The following is a 17,915-nucleotide window of genomic DNA, read 5'->3' as shown; positions in this document are numbered from 1 at the left end:
TGGGTGCGCAGGACCTTGATCATCTCCACGAGTTGCTGGCGGTGGGTGACGCTCTCGCTCAAGGCCAGTTGCTCGCGGCAGAGCGGCGGATCGGCCGGCGGACGTTTGCTCTGGGCAAAGCGTTCGATGAGCGCCGCGTCGATGGGATCGTTTTTCGCAATGATCCCTTCCGACAGCCCGAAGTAGTAGATGCGGGCGGCATTGGCGATGGTGAAGGCAATGCCTGCCTCCTGGAGCGCCAGGCACATGGGCAGATGATAGGGGCCGGTCGATTCGCAGACCACGTGGCCAGCGGCCGACAGCTTCTTGATTTGGACGATGAACTTGCGCTGTCCCTCCTTGGTGTTGGCAAACTGCCAGCGGCGGTTCTGGCCGGCCACAACGAGGGTGTCCTTGGAGACGTCGACTCCGAGGTAGCATGAGGGTGATGACATAGGTTAGACTCTTTCTTGGGTTTACGAGCTCGGCGGGGCAGGGATGCCTGGCCTCCGGCTCTGGCAACTGTTCGAGTTGGCAAACCTGAGAAGCTCCGATCGATCGTGCTGAGCGACGCTCTGCGGCTAATTACCGCGACGCCTGAATGAAACGATCTCACCGAAGCTGGCGGGGTCGCGGGGATCAGCCGCGACTCCGCTCCTCAGTTAAGCGCACGCTTCAAAAGAAGCAGCGCTCCCGAAAACAGACCAACCAAAGCACTTTTCCAACAACCAAGAATGACGGCCTTGTTTTTGCGCTTCGCGCACCTGTGTACCGTGCTTATCGACAGCGGCGCCGTTGCCAGCTTCTCTGGGACCTCTGCGTCTCTGCGTCTCTGCGTTTTTCCTTTACGGCGCACTCACCAGCTTCTGCACCGCCGCGGTGATGCCGGCGTTGTCGGTGGCGATGATGTCCAGGGCGTCGCATTCACCCACAAAGGGCGAGCGGGTGTAGAGCAGTGCGGCTTCGCTCGGGCCGGGGGAGGCGAAATTGCGGGGCAGGATTTCGCCGCGCGCCTGGTCGAACAGGAGAATGTTGTTCGATGGCGTGCCAAAGAGGATCAAGTCCGTGGTGGTTGTCTTCCATTGCGGATACCGATTCGGCGAACGCAACGGCTGGAGGCTTTCCACCACGCCGCCCGGTTTCACCGAGCCGATCGACACCACGCGCCCTTTCTTTTGGTAGAAGTTCTTCAACGCCTGCACCTGCGCGGCGAGGGCTTTGTCCGCTTCCTGTTCGGGCGTGAGCGCGATGGTCAGCGGCACTTTCTTGCGCGAGGCAAATTTGCTGACCACGGCTTGTTCGCGGACCTGCACCTGCGCGCGAGGGGTGACGGTGGTGGGAGCGTGATTGGTGACCTTGGCCGTTTCCGTAAGGCCGGTGAGCAACTCAGTAGCGGTGACGGTGTATTCGCCGTCGTCCGTCTCGCGCAGCGGCAGCCGCGCGGTGGTATCCGTTACGGTATAGACGGTGGCGGAATCATTCGGACCGGTGACGGTCAACTGGACCGGCACACCGCCCATGTGTTTCTCGCCGGACAGGATGACGCGGGCCTCGTAAAAGCCGCTCACGCCTTTATCGAGAACGATCTCCGGTTTGGTGATCTCGCCCGGCGGCAGCGCGTACCAGCGGAAACCGTCCTTGGTGAGATCCACCTTCGCGGCTTCCTCCGGAGTGAGCTTCTTGCCGAGTTGCACGTCGTAAATCGGCCGGTCGGTGCTCCATTTCAGCGCGCCGATCTGCGGTTTCACATACAGGCTCGCGTTGCCCTTGAACTTCCAGACCTCGGGCTTGCTCGCTTTGGGATCGGGCGGCAGCAAACGCTCCTTCGCTTCGTCACCTTCGGCGTAGCCTTGATTCACTACGGTGACGTATTGCGTATCCATGCAACGGGTGGGGATGGCCCAGACGGTCTGGCTTTCCGAAGCGGCCAGGGGCGCGGATACGCCATCCATCGCCGAGCAGAGCTTCGAGATATTTTCCGCGTTGCGGGTGAAAAGCATCGGTGTGGGGTCGAAGTTCGATTCGGTGACGTACGCCGCGACCTTCATGCTGGTTTTGGTGAAGGCCACCGGGCAGGTCGATTCCTCATCGGCGAGGATGCGCCCGCCGTGGTCGATGAACTTTTGCAAAACTGGCGTCAGTCCGGAGCCCCAGTTCCAGCTCGAGTCCGGCTGGTCGAGGCCGACGAGCAGGATGGCTTTCATCGAGGAGGGCAGAGGACCGCGGAGTAATTCCTGGTAGGTAATGACGCGCGCCGGCCAGCCCGCCGCGTGGCAGAGGAACAGCGTCCTCGGCGACCTTGCCTTCGTGAGAGGCTTGCAGGAGTTCTTCCTCGCTGGGGTTCTCTGCGGTGAGCACGCGCCGCTGTACGGCCTGCAGGTGGCCGTAGAAAATGCCGATGGTGGCCATCGGTTCGGTGCGCGCATACACGCCGCCGAACTTGTGCATCCAGGCATTCATCTCCGTCTGGGCTGCGACGGTCACGGGATGGGCGCCATCGCCTTCCTGATGCGCGAGGAAATTCGTGCCGACACCCTGCACGCCGCGGGTGAGCAGGAGCGCGCAGGCGCGTTGCCAGGCTTCGCGGCCGTAGAGGAAGTAGTGATTATCGAGCAGGCCCCAGGTGATTTTCTTCGGAAAATAACTGCGGAGGCGATCGGCGAGGGCGACGCAATGCAGTGGCTTCGCAGCGTGCGTTTCATTGGCATCGAAGGCCTGTTGGACGGCCATCCCTTCATTCATCGTGCGTCCGGGCAGGCTCGCCCAAGGCCAGCCGCCGCGGGCTCCGGCGCTCGGCGCACTGCCGAAGGATCCCGTGGTGAAGACGAAACGCGGGTTCACGGACCGCACCGCTTCCGCGAAGTAGCCGTACTGTTGGTAGGAGGTCTCGTAGCGGTCGACGTATTTGGTGAACTCGGCTTCCGTTTTCACCGGTTGCTCGAAACGCTGCTCCGGCGCCCCGAGGCTCGGCGCGCGCGGCACCCGCGGCTGCGGCGTGTTGAGAAAGGTGACCATCGCTTCGCCCCACGGCGTGGCGGGATGGGGCAGCGCGGAGTAGAGGTCAGCGGCGTAACCGGCGTTGTTCGAGCCGACGCAGAAGCCGGCGAAATTGGGCAGGCGCGCGAAGCGTTGCGCGGCGAGCGAGAGGCTGCGGTAGAGCGGGGCATGCCAGTCGGGCAGGGTGTGGGCGAAGATGGCGAGGTTCGGATGCTGGAAATCGGGGCGTGTCCAATTGTTGTCGTACTGCAGGCCAAAGCGGACATTGTTGCGCGCCAGGGCCGCGCCACGCTTTTCAAAACTCTCGGCGTCGATGGGCGCGGGCAGCGAGGTGACCGGCTCGAAGACGGTGTCGTAGTTTTGGGCCGCGAGCATTTTGGCGTACGCCTCGGGGTCGGTGCCTTTCTTGAAGAAGCCGCTGCTCATGCCGTGCGGGAGCGCCGCAGCGTAGAGAGTGAGTGGCGAAACGGGCACCTCGGCGCTGAGGTAGCGGTGGATGCCCGAGCCGCGATCATAGGGCACGGTGGGCGGCAGGGGTTTCTTGAGAACGGCGACGTCAGCGGCCCACTCCTTGGCGTTCGGAAATTCCTCCGGTGTGGTGAGGTTGCGCACCGAGATCTTCGGTCCGTCGCCGGGGACCGCGAGGTTGATCGGGACGAGCACTTCGCGCGGGTTGCCGGGCTTGACCGGCTGCAGGCCGGCCTGGAAAGTCACCGGCGCGCGGCCATCCACGGAGAGGGTGTACGGCTTGCCAGGTTCATTTTGCGGCAGGAGCAGGGTGAGCGAACGCCACGGGCCCGCCTGCTTATAGATGATTGTGTTGCCGACCTTGAGTTCCACGTTCTTCACCGCCGGCCCGCCTTCGCCCTGGATGAAGATCGGGAAGAGCCACAGTTCGTAGCGACCGGTCATGGTCGCGCCGGAGTTGGCGGTGCGCGCGGTGTCGTCGGCCGTATAGATATGGCGCAAGCCGCGGCGCCAATCGATGGCGCGCAGCCAGTGGTTGCCCGGTTGCACGACGTCGTCGGTCGGCAATTGGAAGGGGGAGTTCGCTTCGCCACCCTGACGCAGTTTCAGCGGGATTTGCTCCTCGCTTTTGCCGCGGAAGATAGGACGGCCATTCAGCGTGAAGTCGGGCCAGGCGATTTCCTCGTCGCCGTCTTTGTGCCGGACGGTTTGGTGAGTCGGCGCGTAGCCGTCGGAAAAGGCGATCGGCAAGTCGTACCGGACAAGGGTGAGCCGGCCAATGAATTGCGCGGGGGCAGGGGTGGCGGTGGGTTTGGCGGTCGATGCCGATGGAGGTGGTGGCGTCCCGGCGCCACTAAGCGAACCAAGTGCGGCCAGCCAGATACCGGACGCCGCAAACTGGGGGAGGAGCGAGCGCATGAATTAATGGATGGATGGAAACGGAGCGGATGAAAAGCGAATACGCGTTACTGATTCGTTCAGAGATGGCGGAACGGATTTCCGTTCGACAAATCCCGCGCGTCGCCGCCTACTGGCGCCGTTCGACCGCATGATTTCGCTGACCATCGACCAAGTGACGAAGCGCTTCGGTGACACCGTGGCGTTGCACCAACTCGACCTCAAAATCGAACCGGGTGAGATATTCTTCCTGCTCGGACCGAGCGGTTGTGGCAAGACGACCCTGCTGCGGAGCATCGCCGGGTTCATCGTGCCGGAGGAGGGGAGGATCTTCTTCGGGACCGAAGACGTCACCCATCAACCGCCGCACCGGCGCAACACCGGCATGATGTTCCAAAGCTACGCGCTGTGGCCGCACCTGACCGTCGCGCAGAACGTGGCCTTCGGTTTGGAGGAGCGAAAGTTGGCCCGGCCGGAGATCGAGAAGCGGGTGGCGGAAGCGCTGGCCTTGGTGAAACTGGAAGGGTTGGGCGGGCGCAAAATTCACCAGCTTTCGGGTGGTCAACAACAGCGCGTGGCGCTCGCTCGTGCGCTGGTCATTCGGCCGCAGTGTCTGTTGCTCGATGAGCCGCTATCGAATCTCGATGCAAAACTCCGGCTGGAGATGCGAACGGAAATAAGGCGCATCTGCAAGGAGTTCGGACTGACGGCTATTTACGTGACACACGATCAAAAGGAAGCGCTATCGATCGCGGATCGCATGGCGATCCTGGAAGGCGGTCATATTCGACAAATAGGGAAACCTGTCGAAGTGTATCGCGCTCCAGTATCGCGATTTGTGGCTGATTTTATGGGGGAAACGAATTTTATTGATGGAAGGGTCAAGGCGAATAATTACGGTCTGGAAGTAGAAACTTTGTTCGGCCTTTTTTCCGCGGTAGTTCCAGCGAAAGGAAGCACGCTGAAAGTCGGCGATGAGTGCGTAATATCTATTCGCCCGGAGAGTTGGCAGCTCTCCACCACCGCGCCAAAAAGTAACACCGTGGCCGGCCGAATCGAGGACTGCATGTACCTCGGCGAGACCGCCCAGTACCGTTTTACCGCGGCTGGCGGGGCGCTCAAGATTTACGAACTAAACCCCCGTTTCGTAGGCCATGGTAGCGACCGCGAGGTCTTCGCCAGCGTGTCGCCGGACGACGTCGTGGTGCTGCCCCGCTGACCCTTTTATGGCCCGCCAATTGCCCCTCCTCCTGGCGCTGATTTGCGTGCTGGTCGGACCCATTTTGCTGCGCCCCAAGGGCGAAGGAATCCTGCTCGCAGGTGAGCGGACGGTGGTGATTATCACGCCCAACAATGAGTCAATCCGGTCCGAATATGGGCGCGCTTTTGAGGATTGGTACCGGGCCAAACATGGCCAGCGGGTGCACGTCGATTGGCGGATTCCGGGCGGGACCAGCGAGATCGGGCGCTACATCGATGCCGAGTTCATCGCCTCATTTCAGAACTACTGGCTGGGCGCCCTGCACCGCCCCTGGAGCAAGTTGGTGGAGAGCAGCTTCAGCAATCGCAAGGTGACCTTGGGGCCGGACCCGGCGAAGGATACGCCCGAGCAGCAGGCCCGCCGGGCCTTTCTCGATTCCCAAATCGGCTCCAAGCTGGACCTGTTCTTTGGCGGTGGCGCTTACGATTCTCAGCAAGCAGCGGGGAAAGGCTTTCTCGTGGATTGCGGCTTTCTCAAGGAACACCCGGAGATGTTTGGCGATGGGCCGGGGCAGATTCCAAAGGTCGTCAGCGGCGAGCCGTATTGGGATCCGCAGGGGCGTTGGATTGGCACGGTGATCTCCTCCTTCGGGATCTGCTACAACCCGGAAACGCTCCAGCGACTGGGAATCGCGCAGCCACCGAAGCGGTGGGCCGACCTGACGTCGCCGCAGTATTTCCACGCGATCGCCCTGGCCAACCCGACACAGAGCGGTTCGGTCAACAAGACCTTCGAGATGGTGATCCAGCAGCAAATTCAGGAACGCCTCGGCGGTCGCAAAGTGACCCCGGAGGAAGAGCAGGCCGCGGTGCGCGAGGGCTGGGTGGCGGGGATGCGGCTGCTGATGAAGATCGGCGCCAATGCCCGCTACTTCACCGACTCCTCGACCAAGATCGCGCTCGATGTGGCGGCCGGGGAGGCGGCGGCGGGCATGACGATCGACTTTTACGGACGTTTCCAAAACGAGGCGGTGCGCCAGCCGGATGGCAGTTCACGGCTGCAGTATGTGAATGCGGAGGGTGGCACCTCGTTCGGCGTCGACCCGATCGGGCTGTTTCGCGGCGCGCCGAATCGCGAGGTGGCGAAAGAGTTCATCGCCTTCCTGATGTCGCCTGAGGGGCAGAAGTTGTGGAACTGGAAAGTCGGCACGCCGGGCGGACCAAAGCACTATGCGCTGCGCCGGTTACCCATCCTGCCGGCCATGTATGCGCCAAAGTATCGCGAATTCCGGTCCGATCCCGATGTGGATCCTTACGCACAGGCGCGCGAGTTCGTCTATCACGACCAATGGACGGCGGCGCTCTTCCGTCAGATCGCCTTCATTTTTCGCGTAATGTGCATCGATTCGCATGAGGAGCTTCAGCATGCGTGGGAGGCGTTGCAGGTCGCGCAGTTTCCGCCGGAGGCGACGCGGGCTTTTGAAGACGTGAGTGTCGTCGACTATGCGGCGGCGACGGGCCGGATTCGGGAGTCGCTGGGTGGCCCCGACCGCATTCACGAAGTGCAACTGGCCAAGGAGTTGGCCGATCATTTCCGCGCCCAATATATCCGGGTCGCCGAACTGGCGCGTGCCGGGCGTTAAGGTGACTCAGGCGTTGATTCGCCAGATGGTGATGTTGAGCACCGAGGCGAAAGTGACCCAGGCCAGATACGGCGCGAGCAGCCAGGCCGCGGGCACGGACACGCGGCGGAATTGGGCGATGGCCACAATGATTGCCAGCCAAAGGAGCAGGATGTCGAGAGCCGCCCAACCTGGCGCGCGCAGGCCGAAGAAGAGCAGGGGCCAGAGGACGTTTAGGACCAGTTGGGCGAAGTAGGTGGTCATCGCGGGAATGACCTCATTCTCCGATCCACGCCGCCAGACCAGCCACGCTGCAATGGCCATGATCAAATAGAGCACTGACCACACGGGCGCGAACACCTCTTCCGGCGGGTTCCACGATGGCTTCGCCAGCAGGTGGTACCAGCTCCCCAGCGAACTGCTGGCCGCCAGGGCACCAAACGCGCTCGCTCCGAAGGTCGCCCCAATCAGGACAAACAGGGAAAGCCAATGGTACTTTTTGGACGTATCCATCCCGAAAGGAACGAATCTCGGGTGGTGCGCGGATGCCTGGAGCAATTTAAACAAAACGGTGGCCGCTGCTGAATTAAACGCAGAGGACGCCGAGAACGCAGAGGGCCGCAGAGAGAAGTCACTGTCTGGTTGTCCCATTGTCCGATGGTCTCTCTTCCTTGGCGTCGCTGCGGAAGAGATCCATCCGACCACGGCCACTGAGCCACTTCAGCTTCTCGCTTTCGATTTTCTCCGCATCGTTCCCTTGGGTATCGACGATCTGCAGCGTGTGGGGCGGCTCACCCTGCGTGGTCGCATAGATCAGCGAGAGCCGGGAATTCGTATTCCGGAAAAAAGGCCGGCTCTGGTCCATGTTGCTGGCGGGACGAACCAACGCGCCGAAGATCTCCGTGCTCGCGGAACCCTCCGTCGAGAGTACGCCGCTTTCGCCGCCCGCGCTCAACCCGAGACACCAAATCGTCGCGCCATGGCTGAAGATGCCGTGCTTCTCGTTGTTCCATTGGCAGGCCCAGACCGATTGTGGCTGGCTGAATTGGAAATCCGCTCCCACCACATTCTCCATGAAGAGCTTTCCACAACCTTCGGTGTTGTCGTAATGGCCCGGACAGGTGTTCTTCAGCACGAGCGTGGCGGGGGAAAGATTGCGCAGCCCGTCGAATTCCAGGCATTCGATCGACACCACGCGCTTCGCGCCGGGTTCGTCGAAAATGAGGGCCGCATCTTCCGCCGGGAGTCGGCTGCTGCGGGTGATGCGGCTGTGCAAGCCGAAGAGGCGCTCGATCTTCCCCCGGATATGGACCGCCGTTTGCACGCCATAATCGCCTGCCGGGAAGTAAATCGTTTTCGCCCCGGAATCGATCGCCGCCTGGATTGCCGGCGCCCAATCGTCGCCATCCTTCTTGTCGGCAAACCGGAAGATGTTCACCCAGTCCTTATGAATATCGCCCCAGACGACCTCGGGGACATTTTCGATGGGCAAGGTGAGCGGCCTGGCCGCCGCACCGTGAGTGGTGACGATGCTGTCGCCGCAGTATTCGTCGATCTTTGGCCCGGCGACGGTCGTGTCCTTCCACTCCATCGTTTTGCCATCCACGAGTTCCCGTTTGCGGATCGCCATATTGTATCCGGCGGTTTCCACCCGCAGGGCGCAGAGCGCTCCTTCGCATTGGATCGCCGCGACATCTTTGCTGCCGCCCTTCAGCGAGGAATCCAGCAACGTCACCATCGAGTCCGCGCTCAGGCTCATCAACGCCGTCGCCTTGTTCGTGCTCGTTAATTGGCGGATCGCCAGGATGCTGCCCATGTTCTTGATGCCGCCGAGTCGCTGCCCTTCCACGGCGATCTGTTCCATGGTCGTCGTCGCATCCGCTCCGCTGGCGAGCACGCCGTAGTCGTAGCCTTTGACGTGGAGGTTCTTGATCAGGGCCGCGCCTCCCGTTTTGGGCGCCAGCTCGAGCCCGACGAGTCCTGCCCCGTCCGCGCTGCGAATCTGCAAGTCATCGAGTTGTCGCAGCAGGTTGGACGTCACTTCCAGAGCCTTCGCGCCGCTGTTTCCCTTGCCGGTGTCGATGGTGAGATGGCAGATGCTGATGCCCGCTGCGCACTCGTTCCACATGCCGTCCGGCACTGTGGGTGCCGGGCTGCTGTCGATTTTCCAGGCCGCATGGGCATCTTCCGGGCGCAGGAATCCGCTGCACTTGTCACGAAGCTTGATCACCGTTTTGTCCGGGCCGGCACCGATGACGCTCAGCGATCGGCCGCTGACCAGTTGATCGGTCACGAGATAGGTGCCGGGTGGAATGTAGAGCGTGTTGTGATCGAGCGCCGGTTGGTTGGACAGCACGCGAAACGCTTCGCGAAAGGCCGCGGTGTCGTCGGACTTGCCATCACCGAGCGCGCCAAACGACTCCTTCAAATCGACGTAGCCGCAATCACGCGGCAGCAATGTCTCCGCGCCATCGAAGCTCACCCCGGCCAGCGGATCGCGCCGCGCCCGCAGGAATTGCGAGGGCCGCAGCGCCCCCTTGGTCAGCCGCACCTCATCGATCTTGCCGCCGAAGCTCGAGTGTTCGCGTCCCCCGCCAATATAGAATGGACCCGAGTCCCATTTCATTTCGCCGGGAATCGGGATCGTCTTCACCTGATAGTAATCGATGTAACACGAGGCCGTCTTCACGCTCGCGTCGTAGACAAAGGCGATGTGCCGCCATTCCGAAGTCCCATTGCGGACCTGCGCGCTGGTTCCGAAATGTCCGCCACGGAAGTGGATCGTCGCGGCGCCGGGCGGGGTGAAAAAGCCATGCAGATAGGTCTGGTTCTGCTGTTCGAAATACAACGCCTCCAGGCCCCATTCGGCCGCCGCATCGTTCAGTCGCGATTTCATGGCCAGCGGCCCGCTCCATTCCGCATTCGGTTTGCAGAAAAGCTCCAGCGTCACGCTTTGTCCGGCCAGTCCGGCTTTCGCCATATTCACGGCGATCTCCAGCGCGTCGTTCTGCTTGTCGTCGGATTGAAAGCTCAGGCTGGCGCTATTGGGGTAGGAGAGCTTTTGCAGCGGATCGTAAATGAATGGGCCCGGCACCTCGTCGTTAAAGAAAAACACGCCGCTATCCATCCGCCGGGCCGGTCCGAAGGCCGCGCCGTGTCCCTCTGGCTTTACGTCATGTTCAAATCGCCAGAACCCGATCACCTCCGGCTTTGGCCCAGATTTGTCGGCCGTTGCGACCGGCCTGGTTTTGGTGGCTGCTATCACTGGGACTGCACAAACACCGGTAACCACGACCAGCAGCGTCAACCAGCGGACGGGGGACTTCAGCATGGAGCCGAGCATAGGCGGATGATGCGTCTCAGGTGAAGGATTTTACGTCAAAGCGCGGGCGGGAAAAAAGGGCAGCGAAGACGCCTGCGAATCACTCAGATGACGCGAATGGGGAAGGATTTCATTTGTGTCATTCGAGTGATTCGCAGGCACTTCTTCTCTCTGTAAAAGTTTCAGAAGGACCTGCGTAATACTCCGTTCGGCTGGCGGCTGAATTTCTCTTTCAAACGCGCCGCAGTTGCAAAGTGCGAGACTTCTGGCAAATAACGCGCTCCTCATGTCCGCACTCCTTCACGATTTGCTTCTTCGTCTTGACCAGTGGCACGCCACGCTGCAACAGCTTGGCTGGGTCGGCGTGCTTGGCTATGCGATCGGCCTGGTTGTCCTCCAGATGGCCTTCGTCCCGCTGGCCGTCTTTGGCGTCGCCGCCGGGGCGATCTTCGGTTTCTGGAAGGGAGTGATCGCGATTACCATCGGGACGAATATGGGGGCAGCGATCAATTTCCTCATTTCGCGCTACGTCGCCCGCGGAGCGGTCAGCCGGTATCTCTCGCATCACGAAAAGTTCCGGCTCATTGATGCGGCGATCGGCCGCGAGGGTGGCAAGATCGTCGCTTTGCTGCGCCTGTGCCCCATGCCGTTTGGGCTTTGCAACTACGCTTACGGTCTTACGGCCATTCGGTTCTGGCCCTATTTCATCGCAACCTTCCTGTCGATCATTCCGGCCAATTGCTTTTTCGTCTGGATTGGCGCCAGCGCGCACGATCTGGCCGCGGCGTCGAGTGCCGATCACTCTCACCAGACCGGTAAATACATTTTGCTCGGGGTGGGTGCCATCGCCGGGATTTGCGCGCTCAATTACATTGCGCGGATTGCCAAGGCCGCAGTGTCCAAGGGGGAACCGGCGGCGGTCGATCAGGCTCCAGTGGCGTAATATTTAACTCGCGTAGAAACGGCGCGAGACGGACTTGGCGATGGGCCAGAGGATGAGCAGTACCGCGGCGGAGATGGCGCCGGCCGCGCTGCGCGAGGCGACGCAGAAGATCGCCTGGAGCGGGAGGAGCAGGCGGATGAGCTGGCCGATGATGGGAGGAATTGGCGGAGCCGGTTGTCGCGTGAGGCGGCGGTGGATTTTGGATCCGGCGTAGAGCGTGTAGGCGCCGATGAGATAGAGCCAGATATTGGTGTAACTCAGCAGGTGCGTGCGATCGATTGCAGCGAAGAAAAAGCCGATGATGACGACAACGAGCGTGATGTATGGAAGCGTGCGGGGAAGCTCGGGTGGATCGGAAAGCGTTTCGATGCGGGCCAGGTGGGTGATGGCCGCGATGTAGAGGGCGGTGCCCACCGCCCCGGCGACGGCGAGGTGGTAAAGGATGGACGAGATACCGATGATGGTGCCGGTGGGGAGGACGTATTCCCACATGCCCGCGGCGGCTCCGAGGAGGATGCTGAGGCCACGGCAGATGCCCATGACGATGGGGCCGAGGATCGGGACTCTCTTGGCCCAGAGATTGTAGACGACGATGGCGGTGAGCAGGAGGGCGCCGACGATGATGCTGTGCAGGCTCACGAAGGAGCAGATCACCAACGCGAGTCCAGCGAGCAGGATGGCGACGAGCAGGACGACACGACTGTCCGCCGCGCCGCTCGGCAGCGGACGTTGCGGGCGATCGCGGCGATCTTCCTTGAGATCCGCCAGATCGTTGAGCAGCAGTCCGTGGCTGTAAAAGAGAAGGCTGGCGACGATGGCAAAAACGAGGCGGAGATCGACGCGACCAGCGGTGGTAAGAAGGAAGCCGGCCAGCGGATCCCCGGGAACGGTGAAAAGATTCGGTGCGCGCAGGAGCTGCAGCCAGGTTCGCCAGCGAGGGGCGGGTGGCGTATCGCTCATGGGTGGTGAAGGAAGACGGGGAGCATCGGGGGAGGGAGGATGAACGTCCAACGGCGAACATCCAATGGAGAAAACGTCCAACGTCCGATACCCAGAGGAAGAAAACATCCAACACTCAACACCCAACATCCAACATCCAATTCAGAAGTGTCGTAGCCCAGCGCCGGCGTTATTGAGTGTTGCGAGTTCCGGCGAGTCCTCCGGAGCTTTCCGGGCAGCGGAGATCCAATGAGCAGTTGTCATCCAGCAACGACGTCCAATGTCAGATTCCAATGCCACCCTGCGCTTGCGCAATTGGATGTTGGATGTTGAGCGTTTGGGTGTTGGACGTTGGGTGCTATCAGGCGCCTATTGCCGGCCGTTGCCCGCCGAAGACCGCCAACTCCTGCATCTTCAAAAAGCACTCCACGTTTTCAAAGCCGATGTTGCGCAGCCAGTCGCACTGGACCTCGAGCGGGGCGAGGACGCCGGCGTCTTTGTCCGCCCGGGCGTAGTAGTCGCGCGCCACGGGGGCGCGGGTTTTGCCGGGAGCAGAGCTCTTTGCCGAAGATCGCGCTGATCATGTAGTCATCGAGTCGGGATTCGGTCCAACGGGTGGCCGAGGCGACGTGTTCGATATTGAGGAAGATCCCCTCGGGGGTGAGCAGTTCGAAAATCTCCCGATAGAGGTCCTGTTTGCCGGGCGTCGGGCAGGTGATGCAGGGCGAAGCCGGAAACGATGGCGTCGAGTGGGGCGTGCGGATCAACGCGGCGGATCCAGCCGGGCTGCGCAAAATTGGCCTCGAGGAATTCCACGCGATAGCCACTCCCCGCCCAAGTTGCGCCGGGCGGCGTCGAGCATCGGCTCGGAGAAATCGACGAGCAACCCCTTGGGCTTCCGGGTGCTCGTGGAGAATGGCGGAGGCCAGGACCCCATCGCCGCAGCCGAGGTCGAGGAAGGTGCCGATCTGCTCGCCGCGCGCGACGGTGATGAGCTGAAGCATTACCTCGATCTGCTCGATACTGAGTGGGACGGTGCCGCGAACGTTCTCCAGAAACTTCGCAACGAAATTGGGATTCTGGCTGTGGGACGGATCTTCGGGCACCGGGGCGATCATGCAAGATAAGCGGGCTGACGATAATGCAAAATGAAAAGGGACCGGCGTGAACCGGTCCCTTTCATAAAAGCAGTGTTAGTGCCGCTTGTGCGTATTATTACGGAATGCCCCCCCGGGCGTCAGGCCTCCATGGGGCCGTCGATGCCGCCGGTGATCTTTTCCATGTCGATCTGGGCGGGCTTGTAGCCGCCGATGGCCATGAAGTAGATGAGCAGCAGGAGATAGCAGATCGACATGGTGGCCGGGATGAAGGAGTCGGCCTTCAGGGTCCGGCGGTCGCCGAGGATGCTGGAGTCGGCCACGGCCTTCTGTGCAGGCGAACGTTCTTCCGGCTTCATCTTCTGGACGTCGGCCAGCTTGGTGCCGTCGAGGCCGGTGACCGGCGCGAGGAAGAGGAACGTGCTGGGCTTCTCCGCCTTGAACTCGGCGTAGGCCGCCGGATTCGCCTTTTGGAGTTCGTCAGCGGCGAAGCGGTCCTTGGCATAGCCGAGGCCAGCCGAACCGAGGAGACCGGCGGACATCATGCCGATACCACCGCTGATCGAGATGGCGATAGCGCCGGTGCGCGGGAAGCGATCACCGATGACGGCCAGCATGGTGGGCCAGAAGAAGGTCTTGCCGAGCGCGTAGACCGAGAGGGCCAGGATGGCGCCGATGAAGGTCTGGATCCCGCTGACCAGGTTCAGGCCGATGCTGGCGAGAACCGCGCAGACACAGAGAAGACCGATGGGCGAGAGCTTGAGGTTCTTTTCAATGAAGTGGGCGCAGAAGCGCAGACCGAACATGAAGAGCGACGTGTAAACGAAGAGCAGCTTGCCCTGCGTGGGGGTGAGAATGTTGCCGGTGATATTCTGAATCCAACCGTCGGTGCCGAGTTCGACCGCGCCGACCATGGCGTGGATGATGAACAAGACGCAGAGCAGGACCGCGCCGAGCGAGAAGCGGGTGACGATAGCCACGATGGCGAGAGCCACCGCGCCGATCGCCCAAGCCACCGGCGAGGGAAGATTCATGGCGTCGTGGAAGAAGCGCACCAGCATGTAGCTGGCAACCGCGCCACCGAGAATGCCGACGTCCTTGAGCATTTCGCCAATGCCGAGACCCTTGCTCGAAGCTTCCGATTTCGGGAACTTCTGGCCGAGGAAAAGCACACCGTAGAGGATGGTGGGGAGGAGGAAAGCCGCGAGCTGCATCTTCCAGCCGAGAAGCGGGCCGCTATTGCCGTGAGCTTCGCCAACCGCCGAGGTGAAGAGCGCGCCGAGCACCATGCCCGCCGGCCAGCTGGAGTGCAGGATGTTGAGATAGTGCGTGCGGTTTTGCGGGAAGAGCGTGGAGACCAGCGGGTTGGCCACGGCTTCGAGCGTGCCGTTGGCCAGCGCGAAGATGAAGGTGCCCCAGTAGAGGAGATTGTAAGCGGTTTCCTGCGGTTGGCCTTTGCTCGCGCCGAAGGTCACGAACGCGGAGAGCACGTGGAAGACGAATGCGGCGACGACGAGTTTGCCGTAACCGATCTTGTCCGCGATGATGCCGCCGATGATGATGCCGAAGCAGAAGCCGGTGAAGCCAGCGCCGCCGATGGCGCCGAGCTGGGCGCCGGTGAAGCCGAAGTCAGCCGCCCAGTTCGCGAGAATGCCGCCGCGAATGGCGAAGCCGACGCCAGCGGCGAGAATGGCCATGAAGCCTGCAAAAAGCAGGCGTTTTGCGTTAGGGGCGATGCCCCTCAGTGGTTGCTGACATATAGAAGGATAGGTCGTTTCGGTTTTCGGGATGGTTGGGATGGTTTCGGGGAGGCTCTTACTCCCTTAATCTTTGATCCCTTAATCCTTAATCACTCCGTTCAGAGGATTAACGATTAAGGATTAAGGGATTAACGATTAAGAAAAGAATTACAGCGACCACGTAGGCAGCTTCACGATCTTGCCGCCGGCGAGAGCGGAGTCGTGGGCGCAGAGGCCGACCCCGGTCCAGTTGGCGGATTGCTTCGCGTTCGGGAACGGGTCGCGGTCATGGACGAGCGCGTCGATGATTTTGTGGACGAGGTGCGGGTGGCTGCCGCCGTGGCCGGCGCCTTGCACGAAGCTGCGGTGCGATTTCTTGCCGGTGCCTTTGCCACCATAGACGCCTCCGGTGGTGAAGACCTGGATAGGCTTGGGCAGACGCTTGGCGAAATCGGGGGTCTTGACGAGCTTCGGGATCTTCGGCTCGGGCAGCTTGGCGGTGTGCAGCACCAGTGGCTCGTGTTCGATGAGCGGCCATTCGACGCTGGCCTTGCTGCCGTAGACGTCGATGGATTCCCGATACTGGCGCGCAGTATCGAAGAGGCTGCGGATAATGCGGGCGCTGACGTCGCTGCCGGCATACTTGACGTGCGCGGTCTCGACGGCAAAGGGGCTGCCGTAATTCTTAATGAGTTCTTTGCGGATCGTGCCGGAACCGAAGCAGCTCACATATTCCGCCGGTGCGCCGATGAGTCCGGAGACGGGGCCGACGCAGTGTGTGGCATACCACATGGGCGGAAGGCCGGGCCAATAGTTCGGCCAGCCATCCATATCCTGCTGATGCGAGGCCTGGACGAACTGCAGTTTGCCGAGCTTGCCGCTGTCCAGCAGTTCCTTCATGTAGAGATACTCGCGGGCGTAAACGACGGTCTCGGCCATCATGTACTTGAGACCGGTCTTCTTCACGAGATCGACGATCTGCTTGCACTCGGCGAGGTTGGTGGCCATCGGCACCGTGCAGCTCACATGCTTGCCGGCCTTGAGCGCGGCGATGGATTGCCAGCCGTGATCCGGGATGGGCGAGTTGATGTGAACGAGATCGACCGCGGGATCTTTGATCAGCTCTTCAAATTTGGTGTAGCGCTTCTCGATTCCAAAGGCGTCCCCGACCGCATTCAGCTTTTCCGGGGTACGCTGGCAGATGGCGTACATGTGGGCGTTCGGATGCCGTTGATAGATAGGAATAAACTCCGCGCCAAAGCCGAGGCCGACGATGGCGACGTTGATTTTCTTGGAAGGCATGAAATGGGGAAAAAGCCCGCGCTTTTTGGGGGCGAAACGGGTCGCATAACAGCGGGGCGCTCCGGGAGTGTCAATGGGGAAATCAGTGCTGGCGGGCGTTCGCGGGCGATGGGGGATTTTGGGAGCGCGCGGGAGTTCCTATGACCCTCATTTCTCCCATCGCTTCCATCTTCAATTATGGAAGAGATAGGAGGAAGAGGAATGATCGGGGGCAGAGCCAGACGGGCTCGGCGTCCACCTTTGAGAGAAGCGCTCTCGCGCAAATGCGAAATTCCGCTCCGCTTGGAGTCAGGTGAACGTGGCACCAGAGACCGGCTCGGTCCGGTTCGGCTTATGGCGCGTGAGCGGCGGTCGGCGCGCCCGAGGCGGTCTTCGGCGTGCCCTCGATCATCGGCATCACGGCCCAGGAAGGCGTGGCGTTCTTGACCACCATTTGCAGGTCGAGTTGCTTGCGGTGGCCATCGTCATCGTAATAGATCGATTCCGTATTGTTGACGATGCCAATGACCGTGCCGTGTTCATCGAGCACCGGACAACCGCTTGAGCCCTTGGCGAAATCGGCGGTGATGGACATGAACGCTTCGACGCCGGCTTTCGTGCGCCAGAGGGTGTGACGGGCGACATAGCCGGTGGAAAGCAGGAAGAAGCGATCGTCGGGATGGCTCATGACGAAGACCGGGGAACCCGCGGGCGCGGGATCACGGGCGAGCGGCAGGGCGGGCAGCTCTACACCTTCGGGCAGGTCGAGTTGGAGAATGGCGAGGTCATTCACCGGTTCGTAGGCGAGCACTTCACGAACGGGGAGGACATGGCCATCCCGGGTGAGGGCGCAGAAACCGCGGGCATCCTTGTCCTTGGCGACGTGGAGACTGGTGAGGCAGACGCCAGGCGCAATGACAAAGCCGCCGCCGGCGACGTTGAAGGCGATGCCGCTCTTTTTCTTGTTCGTTTCGCGGGAGAATTCGCCCAGCACGAGCGTGGAGGCTTCGGCTCGGGCGGCGATCGCCGGACCGCTGAGTTTCTCCGCGCCCGGATTGGTGAGTTGCAAGCCACAGACGTGACGCTCGAAATGCAGCGGGCTGACGCGCTTTTCTTTGTAGAGCTTTTGGCTTTTGGCTTCGAAATAGAGCTCGATTTCGCGATCGTCGAAGGGCTGGCCGGCCACCGGGGTGCGGGGCTGGAGCAGTTTGTCCACCGGCGGCGTCTTCGTCTTGTCAGCCGTGGTGGTGGCCGTGAGGTGGGAGGCGGAAGCGGGGGACTGGGCGTGGACCGGAAGCGCGCCGAGCAGGACGGCACTGGTGATGAAAATGGCGAACGGCCGGATCATGGCAGGAATGCTCGACGATATAAGCGTGGAATTCCAGTAATGCTCTAAAAAACCTTAACGCCGACCGTTTCCGGTCGGCGTTT

Annotated in this window: 14 protein-coding genes; 4 read left to right on the top strand and 10 right to left on the bottom strand. The window is 61.5% G+C overall.

The window, feature by feature from the left end; translation table 11 throughout:
- The 3 genes from CFE428DRAFT_RS27975 to CFE428DRAFT_RS27970 all read right to left on the bottom strand — a co-directional run.
- Positions 1-434: IS110 family transposase (locus CFE428DRAFT_RS27975; protein WP_157447662.1), on the bottom strand; the 434-nt coding region annotated here is incomplete at its 3' end.
- A 390-nt stretch (positions 435-824) separates the two neighbouring features.
- Positions 825-2,183: a hypothetical protein gene (locus tag CFE428DRAFT_RS37885; RefSeq protein ID WP_157447661.1), complete on the bottom strand. Its 1,359-nt coding sequence runs from the start codon at positions 2,181-2,183 to the stop codon at positions 825-827.
- The gene (locus tag CFE428DRAFT_RS27970) at positions 2,065-4,362 is read right to left on the bottom strand and encodes a hypothetical protein (RefSeq protein WP_006983068.1); all 2,298 of its coding nucleotides are present in this window, start codon (positions 4,360-4,362) and stop codon (positions 2,065-2,067) included. The genes CFE428DRAFT_RS37885 and CFE428DRAFT_RS27970 overlap by 119 nt, the downstream gene beginning before the upstream one ends.
- A gap of 130 nt (positions 4,363-4,492) precedes the next feature.
- Here CFE428DRAFT_RS27970 and CFE428DRAFT_RS27965 point away from each other — a divergent pair, with 130 nt between their 5' ends.
- Both CFE428DRAFT_RS27965 and CFE428DRAFT_RS27960 read left to right on the top strand, forming a co-directional pair.
- Entirely contained in the window at positions 4,493-5,560 is a 1,068-nt protein-coding gene (locus tag CFE428DRAFT_RS27965) for an ABC transporter ATP-binding protein (RefSeq protein WP_006983067.1), read from the top strand.
- A gap of 7 nt (positions 5,561-5,567) precedes the next feature.
- Entirely contained in the window at positions 5,568-7,184 is a 1,617-nt protein-coding gene (locus tag CFE428DRAFT_RS27960) for an ABC transporter substrate-binding protein (RefSeq protein ID WP_006983066.1), read from the top strand.
- A 6-nt stretch (positions 7,185-7,190) separates the two neighbouring features.
- Here CFE428DRAFT_RS27960 and CFE428DRAFT_RS27955 read toward each other — a convergent pair whose 3' ends face one another.
- Positions 7,191-7,676 carry a TspO/MBR family protein gene (locus CFE428DRAFT_RS27955; RefSeq protein ID WP_006983065.1) on the bottom strand — a complete coding sequence of 162 codons (486 nt, stop codon included), beginning with the start codon at positions 7,674-7,676 and terminating at the stop codon, positions 7,191-7,193.
- 118 nt (positions 7,677-7,794) lie between these two features.
- The gene (locus tag CFE428DRAFT_RS27950; protein WP_162145320.1) at positions 7,795-10,494 is read right to left on the bottom strand and encodes a glycosyl hydrolase family 28-related protein; all 2,700 of its coding nucleotides are present in this window, start codon (positions 10,492-10,494) and stop codon (positions 7,795-7,797) included.
- 277 nt (positions 10,495-10,771) lie between these two features.
- On the opposite strand from CFE428DRAFT_RS27950, the gene CFE428DRAFT_RS27945 reads away from it, so the two are divergent.
- Positions 10,772-11,428 carry a TVP38/TMEM64 family protein gene (locus CFE428DRAFT_RS27945; RefSeq protein ID WP_006983063.1) on the top strand — a complete coding sequence of 219 codons (657 nt, stop codon included), beginning with the start codon at positions 10,772-10,774 and terminating at the stop codon, positions 11,426-11,428.
- Positions 11,429-11,431: 3 nt separating this feature from the next.
- Here CFE428DRAFT_RS27945 and CFE428DRAFT_RS27940 read toward each other — a convergent pair whose 3' ends face one another.
- Positions 11,432-12,388, bottom strand: coding sequence for a UbiA family prenyltransferase (locus tag CFE428DRAFT_RS27940; RefSeq protein ID WP_006983062.1), 957 nt, complete (start codon positions 12,386-12,388; stop codon positions 11,432-11,434).
- A gap of 340 nt (positions 12,389-12,728) precedes the next feature.
- On the bottom strand, positions 12,729-12,896 hold the full coding sequence (locus tag CFE428DRAFT_RS37880) for a hypothetical protein (RefSeq protein WP_006983061.1): 168 nt from the start codon (positions 12,894-12,896) through the stop codon (positions 12,729-12,731).
- A 310-nt stretch (positions 12,897-13,206) separates the two neighbouring features.
- Here CFE428DRAFT_RS37880 and CFE428DRAFT_RS36275 point away from each other — a divergent pair, with 310 nt between their 5' ends.
- Positions 13,207-13,494 (top strand): hypothetical protein, encoded by a 288-nt coding sequence (locus tag CFE428DRAFT_RS36275; protein ID WP_006983060.1) that lies wholly within the window; start codon positions 13,207-13,209, stop codon positions 13,492-13,494.
- Positions 13,495-13,604: 110 nt separating this feature from the next.
- On the opposite strand, the gene CFE428DRAFT_RS27930 is transcribed toward CFE428DRAFT_RS36275, so the two are convergent.
- From CFE428DRAFT_RS27930 to CFE428DRAFT_RS27920, 3 genes are all read right to left on the bottom strand, one after another.
- On the bottom strand, positions 13,605-15,161 hold the full coding sequence (locus tag CFE428DRAFT_RS27930) for an MFS transporter (RefSeq protein ID WP_006983059.1): 1,557 nt from the start codon (positions 15,159-15,161) through the stop codon (positions 13,605-13,607).
- Positions 15,162-15,371: 210 nt separating this feature from the next.
- Entirely contained in the window at positions 15,372-16,505 is a 1,134-nt protein-coding gene (locus tag CFE428DRAFT_RS27925; protein WP_006983058.1) for a Gfo/Idh/MocA family protein, read from the bottom strand.
- A gap of 331 nt (positions 16,506-16,836) precedes the next feature.
- Entirely contained in the window at positions 16,837-17,832 is a 996-nt protein-coding gene (locus CFE428DRAFT_RS27920) for a S1 family peptidase (protein ID WP_006983057.1), read from the bottom strand.
- Between the last annotated feature and the right edge of the window lie 83 nt (positions 17,833-17,915).

This window comes from Chthoniobacter flavus Ellin428 (assembly GCF_000173075.1).
Classification (GTDB): domain Bacteria; phylum Verrucomicrobiota; class Verrucomicrobiia; order Chthoniobacterales; family Chthoniobacteraceae; genus Chthoniobacter; species Chthoniobacter flavus.
The sequence above is the reverse complement of the archived record's forward strand: the minus strand, read 5'-3'. Positions and strand labels throughout refer to the sequence as shown.